This is a genomic window from Companilactobacillus insicii (genome assembly GCF_003946015.1).
Taxonomy (GTDB): Bacteria; Bacillota; Bacilli; order Lactobacillales; family Lactobacillaceae; genus Companilactobacillus; species Companilactobacillus insicii.
Genome location: NZ_RHNU01000061.1, coordinates 1 through 6,118, shown reverse-complemented (window position 1 = coordinate 6,118; position 6,118 = coordinate 1). Strand labels below are relative to the sequence as shown.

The 6,118-nt window shown below is 34.7% G+C and carries 5 protein-coding genes; 2 read left to right on the top strand and 3 right to left on the bottom strand.

Features of this window, described 5'->3' with window-relative positions:
- Nucleotides 1-127: 127 nt before the first annotated feature.
- From EKM79_RS12050 to EKM79_RS12040, 3 genes are all read right to left on the bottom strand, one after another.
- Entirely contained in the window at nucleotides 128-1,657 is a 1,530-nt protein-coding gene (locus EKM79_RS12050; RefSeq protein ID WP_164506090.1) for a YfcC family protein, read from the bottom strand.
- Between the two features lie 95 nt (nucleotides 1,658-1,752).
- Nucleotides 1,753-2,541, bottom strand: coding sequence for a DUF2238 domain-containing protein (locus tag EKM79_RS12045; protein WP_125569133.1), 789 nt, complete (start codon nucleotides 2,539-2,541; stop codon nucleotides 1,753-1,755).
- Nucleotides 2,542-2,847: 306 nt separating this feature from the next.
- Complete coding sequence (locus EKM79_RS12040) at nucleotides 2,848-3,234, bottom strand: VOC family protein (RefSeq protein ID WP_125569131.1); 387 nt, start codon at nucleotides 3,232-3,234, stop codon at nucleotides 2,848-2,850.
- Between the two features lie 203 nt (nucleotides 3,235-3,437).
- Here EKM79_RS12040 and EKM79_RS12035 point away from each other — a divergent pair, with 203 nt between their 5' ends.
- Both EKM79_RS12035 and EKM79_RS12030 read left to right on the top strand, forming a co-directional pair.
- Complete coding sequence (locus tag EKM79_RS12035; RefSeq protein WP_125569129.1) at nucleotides 3,438-4,127, top strand: MarR family winged helix-turn-helix transcriptional regulator; 690 nt, start codon at nucleotides 3,438-3,440, stop codon at nucleotides 4,125-4,127.
- A gap of 39 nt (nucleotides 4,128-4,166) precedes the next feature.
- On the top strand, nucleotides 4,167-5,915 hold the full coding sequence (locus tag EKM79_RS12030; RefSeq protein WP_425454035.1) for an ABC transporter ATP-binding protein: 1,749 nt from the start codon (nucleotides 4,167-4,169) through the stop codon (nucleotides 5,913-5,915).
- Nucleotides 5,916-6,118 lie beyond the last annotated feature (203 nt).

The window sequence follows — 6,118 nt, the reverse complement described above, 5'->3', positions numbered from 1 at the left end:
GGCATAAAAAAATCCACACCATTTCTAGTGTGGAAATTGCTCTAAGATGTCTCACCAATACTATTTGACATAGAGCCATAAAAATTTATCTTATAAACTAAAATACGAGAAAGATTTGCTTTATTCTCTATGAAATTAAAACACCAACACTTAGGAAAATTAAAATCAAAATGACGATTGTAACCAACAGCTTCATAACAAACTTAATCCACTTATCAAAACCAATATTAACCATTGAAAGTGAAACTAAAATTAAGCCTGTTGGTGCAATCAGTCCTATCAGTCCTTGTCCCCAGTTATAAGCATCAATAATTAATGCACGGTCAATCCCAACAACATCTGCTAGAGGTGCCATGATTGGCATTGATAATACAGCAAGTCCTGATGATGATTGAATGAAGAAACCTAAAATAATATAAACAAAGAATAATACACAAATAAATAGAATATTATTCATTCCACTGATTTGATTACTAAAGTAATTCATAATCGTATCGCTAACATAACTATTTTCCATCACGATACCTACTGAACGTGCTAAACCAACAGTTAGTGCGACACCAAGTAAATCTCCAGCTCCTGAAACAAAGCTTTGAACAAATTTCTTCTCACCTAAACCTGCAACAAATATTAATACATATGTTACAGCTAAGAAGACAACAGCTATTTCTGTGAAATACCAACCTAGTTGTTGAACACCCCAAATCATAACAACGAAACCTAATGCAAAGACAATTAATGATAACTTCTGACGTAGTGTGAATACTTTTTCTTCCGTCATTTCTTCATCTAAAAATTGTTTACGATCCGATTCCATTTGATCGGCAACCAATGAATTAGAAGGATCTTTACGTACTTTTTCACCATATCTAATAGTATAAATAATTGAAATTCCGACCGCAGCTACCCACATTAAGACTCTGAGTGGCATACCGTCTGTAAAAGTAATACCGGCAGCATTTGAAGCGATAACAGTTGAAAACGGATTAATTGTGGAACTCATGGTACCAATAGCTGTTCCCAAATAAACCGTCGCGATAGCCGTCAGCGTATCATACCCTGCCAGTAAGAATATTGGGATTAAGATTGGATAGAATGCAATTGTTTCTTCAGCTAATCCAAAAGTAGTACCTCCCAATGCAATCAATGACATAACTATGATAATAAGCCATTTTTGCTTACCATTTAAAATTTCCGATAGACGCTTCATTCCCGCATCCATCGCACCAGTGGCATTAACTATTCCAATAACACCACCTAATATAAGAATAAAGACAATAATATCAACACTATCTACAATTCCTTGAACTTGCGCAGTTAGAAATTGATTTATGGTGCCAAATACACCACGTTTCGGTTTCTTAATTCCCTCATAAGAATTAGGAATAGCCGCAGGCCGATAAATAGTACCATCCTTAAACTTAGACAATTTGATATTTATTTTATATTTATCAAGTGTCTTTTTGGTTGCAGGCTCCTCTTTCGTTTTACCCTTAGGATTAGTAATCACAAAAGCATTACTTTCTGAACTATATTCAAGGGTCGAATATTTACATGAAGGTATAAAGAAAGTTAAAGCTTGAACCGCAATTAAAACAATGACTATGACCGTATAGGCCGACGGAAAGGCGTGTTTTTTCTTTTTCGTAGTAGCCATGATTTAATACCCCTTTTTAAAATTTGACTAAACACATTTAGTCCCATTTAAAAGTATATCATAGGTCATGCAAGCACTTACATAGATATTGTGAATTATTTATCTTTAGAAACAACAAAATTACGAATAAATTTATACCGCTTACTGCGACTGGAAGAATAAAAGTACCCAAAAATACTGAAGAAAATTGCACCAATCAAATTAACAAATAAATCCTTCATTGTATCAATCAGTCCAATGTCTAGATAACCGTTTTTAATTACAATATTTTTATCATCTGAAGTATGAATCGTTGTGCGGTCGATATTATTCACATGTTTGACCGTATTAGGCCGCTTAGCTAATTCAACACTATTAACTTTTTGGATGATTCGGTCCTTCTGCATGTCGGTATTCAGCCACTGATCAGCTGTAAACTCACCAAATTCCCACATCACACCAATCGTCATTGAAAAACAAAATGAAGTTAAAGCAATAAAGATTGGCGTCAATCTAATTGAACCCATTCCCTCATTCAATAAATATATAGACGAGAAGCCCACTCCAGCTGCCAAGAAACCATTCAGAGTGTGCAAACCAGTATCCCAAAAAGGTAAATAGCCATAAAAATCACTGAGTTCCCCTAAAATTGTTGAACTAAAAATAAAGGAAATAATTACAAATTCTAAAATATCTGGAATCATAATCTTGAATTGATTCTCAATAATTGCCGGAGTCTCAAAGAGGACCAGAGTTAAAATGACAATGAACATCTCATTACCACGACCCATAGCTGCTTCACTGATCAACATCCCTATAGCAATCAGTCGATACAAAATATAAATAAATTTTACAAACTTACTAGCATCATTCGTTGATCTTCCTAGAAAACTGACTATCTTCATCCCAACACCTCAATTCTTGGTAATGTTATTTTAATCAAAAACTTCAAGAAGTTATCCTGGACAACTTCATTAAATTTTATCTGAATCCATCTCTTTAAAGTATGACTTAAAATAAAGACCGTCAAGTCTTTTTCTCTTACCAGTTTCTGGATTGTCTCTCTTATTTCAATAATTTCAGCTAGAACTTTATGTTAACCGTATTTTTTTACCAGACCGTTAACCTTTTAAAATCTATCATAATTAACTGACCAGAAAGTAGAAAAAAATTGTAAAGAAAAAGACATTCACTATTTACTAGCGAATGTCTTATACTACCAGCTGCCATGTGACACCAAATTTATCAGTCAGCCAAGTTGCTCTTTCATATTCACAGATTGGTTCAGGTCCCATAATTACAGTTCCTTCTGAGGATAATGCTTCAAAGATCTCATCAAATTCATCTTCAGAACTACATTCAACCATTAAAGAAAATGACCAATTGGGTTCAGGCGCAGGACAATTACGTTTCATATCAACAAAATTTACGTCCATCCCCTCAATATTCAGAACTCCTTGAAATACTTTATTATTATCATCTGCTTCATCAAACTTATTCTTCTGTGTAATTTTTGCATTAGGTATAACTTCTGAATAATAGCGCATGGCTGATTCTGAATTACCATTTAGAGCAATGAATGGTGTAATCGATTTCATTATTGTCATCTCCCATTTGTCGAAGAGAATAACATATTCTTGAAACATAGCTTTATCAAAATGTCTTAAAAATTTATTTATAAATTATTTTGATGAGCTATTTCTTTTTAGTTTTTATTATTGACAATTGTTCGGTACCGAATTATAATCTTTCTTGAATCAAAAGTTCGGTACCGAACAAAAAAAGAAATGAGGAAAATAATATGAGTAAATTAACAGATGATTTGATGAAACAATTAAGATTCATAAGTGAAGCCAGCAACAATTTTATGCATCAGAAAAAGCAAAGATTAACAGGTCAGCAACGTGTTCTAGCAATACTTAGATTGGAAGATGGCCTCAGTCAAAGATATTTAACTGAAGTACTTGATCTACGCCCTAGTTCAGTTGCGGAACTGTTAAAGAAGTTGGAAACAAACGGTGACATCCTTCGAAAGGAAGATGAAAACGACAAACGTACTAAATTAGTCTATCTAACGGATTCTGGTCGTAAAAAAGCTGAAGATAATGCCTCTCTTAAAGACGAAGATTACAGTGAGACATTCTTTGCTGGACTTAACGATGAAGATCAAAAGATTTTTAGCGATAATCTAACAAAGATTGCTAATGGTTGGGATGAAGATTTCAAACAAAAAGCCGATAAGTTTGTTGATCCAATGGATCGCATGCAACAAATGCAAAAAGTCCATGAAAGCATGATGGAAAAATTCGGTGATGATTGGCAAGATATGTCACCAGAGGATATGCGACATCAGATGAGAAAACAGATGCGTAAAGCTATGAAAGATGGTGATTTATCTGCAAATTATGGCATGGGATTTATGCCAGGTATGATGATGGGTAGAGGTTGTGATCATCATATGGGACATCGACCAAGTAATTTTAGATTTTAATAACATCAGAGGATAGATACAATGCGCAATGAAGCAATTATGAGACAAGATTTACCACGTTCGAAGGGAAATCTTAGATTTAAAGAGTTTTTACAATTAATCAACAGCGTTAATCCTAAAAAAGGAATTTTTATACTGGGCATAATATTAAGCCTAGTAACTAGTGGCGCCAGCTTGGTCGTTCCACAATTGACCAAGGGACTTGTTGATACTAGTCAGTTAGCCAAAATAGATGGAAAAATGTTGGCGATATTGCTATTGGCGTTCGCAATTCAATTAGGGTTTGGAACAATCGGTGGTTTTCTACTTCGTTATGTTGGTGAAAGTGCTGTAAAAACCTTAAGAGAAAGACTTTGGAGTCATCTATTAAAATTACCTGTCGATTACTTTGACGACCACAAATCAGGAGAAAGTAGTTCTCGCTTAGTTAATGACACTTCTGTTATCAAGGAATTAGTTACTTCACAATTTCCTAACTTTATCACTGGTGGAATTCAACTAATTGGTTCAATGATAATATTATTTCTGATGGATTGGAAAATGGCGGCAATTATGTTCAGTGCTGTTCCTATATTTACACTAATATTATTACCCGTTGGCCGTATTTTATCCAAATTAGGACGCCAATTACAAGCGGCAACTGCGGACTTTAATGCCGATGCTAGTGAAAAATTATCAGAAGTTCGTCTGATTAAATCAAGTAATGGCGAACATTTTGAAAAAATCACCGGTGGTAACTTTATCAACAATATATTTAAATTAGGTGTCAAAGATGCGAAGGTTGAAGCTATTCTTCAACCCATTATGACAACCGCAATGTTAGGTATATTTGTAGGTATCTTAGGTTACGGTGCGGTGAGGGTTCAAGCTGGTACTATGACTAGTGGAGCATTAGTTGCTTTTCTACTTTATTTATTCAATATCATAGCTCCGGTTACTAGTTTTGCCACATTTTTCTCACAAGTTCAAAAGGCAATGGGATCCACTGAACGTGTTCAAGAGATTTTAAATACTGATCTGGAACCAGTTAATGATGGCGAAACGATTGATGTTGAAGGTAAAACAATTATTGCAAATAATTTATCATTCAGCTATGAGCATGATCATCCAATTCTAACCAATGTTACATTTGATGCAAAACCTAACACGGTTATTGCTTTTGCAGGACCTAGTGGTGGTGGTAAATCTACCCTATTCTCATTATTGGAAAGATTCTACGAACCAGATAGTGGCCAAATCACCATTGGAAACCACAATATTCAAAACATCAATATTTCAAATTGGAGATCCCAAATAGGATACGTATCGCAAGACAGTGCTGTATTTGCCGGTAGTATACGTGATAATCTTCAATATGGATTAGACAAAAAACTATCGGACAAAGAATTATGGCACGGTCTAGAATTAGCCTATGCTGACAAATTTGTTAAAGATTTTCCAGAACAATTAGATACTCAAATTGGTGAACGTGGTGTTAAATTATCTGGTGGTCAAAAGCAACGAATAGCTATTGCTCGTGCATTCTTACGTAATCCAAAAGTATTAATGCTAGACGAAGCAACTGCTAGCTTAGATTCAGAATCTGAAGAAAAAGTTCAACGTGCTTTGGACCAATTAATGATTGGCCGAACTACTCTAGTAATTGCCCATAGACTATCAACAATTGTCGGTGCTGATCAAATATACTTCATTGAACACGGACAAGTGACTGGTCATGGAACACACGAAGAATTAATAAATAATCATCAGCTCTATGCACAATACGTAAATGAACAGATGGTTAGCTAGAGTGTCAACCAAACACGGACAGCTTTCTGGCATTAAGGCAAATAGCTCCAGTAACCCGATTTTGGATTCTTTCTCCAGTTTGGTTACAGAATCGAATATAAAAAAGCTAGATATTTTTTCCTGGTATGAAGTGCCCTACAATTGTTAGACAAGAAATCTAACGATTGTAGGGCATTTTTTATGACAAAATATGATCCAATCTT

What these genes read in the sequence shown, in the direction of transcription:
- EKM79_RS12040 (WP_125569131.1), bottom strand. Translation starts at nt 3,234, where the DNA reads ATGAAATCGATTACACCATTCATTGCTCTAAATGGTAATTCAGAATCA.
- EKM79_RS12035 (WP_125569129.1), top strand. Translation starts at nt 3,438, where the DNA reads ATGAGTAAATTAACAGATGATTTGATGAAACAATTAAGATTCATAAGT.
- EKM79_RS12045 (WP_125569133.1), bottom strand. Translation starts at nt 2,541, where the DNA reads ATGAAGATAGTCAGTTTTCTAGGAAGATCAACGAATGATGCTAGTAAG.
- EKM79_RS12050 (WP_164506090.1), bottom strand. Translation starts at nt 1,657, where the DNA reads ATGGCTACTACGAAAAAGAAAAAACACGCCTTTCCGTCGGCCTATACG.
- EKM79_RS12030 (WP_425454035.1), top strand. Translation starts at nt 4,167, where the DNA reads ATGAGACAAGATTTACCACGTTCGAAGGGAAATCTTAGATTTAAAGAG.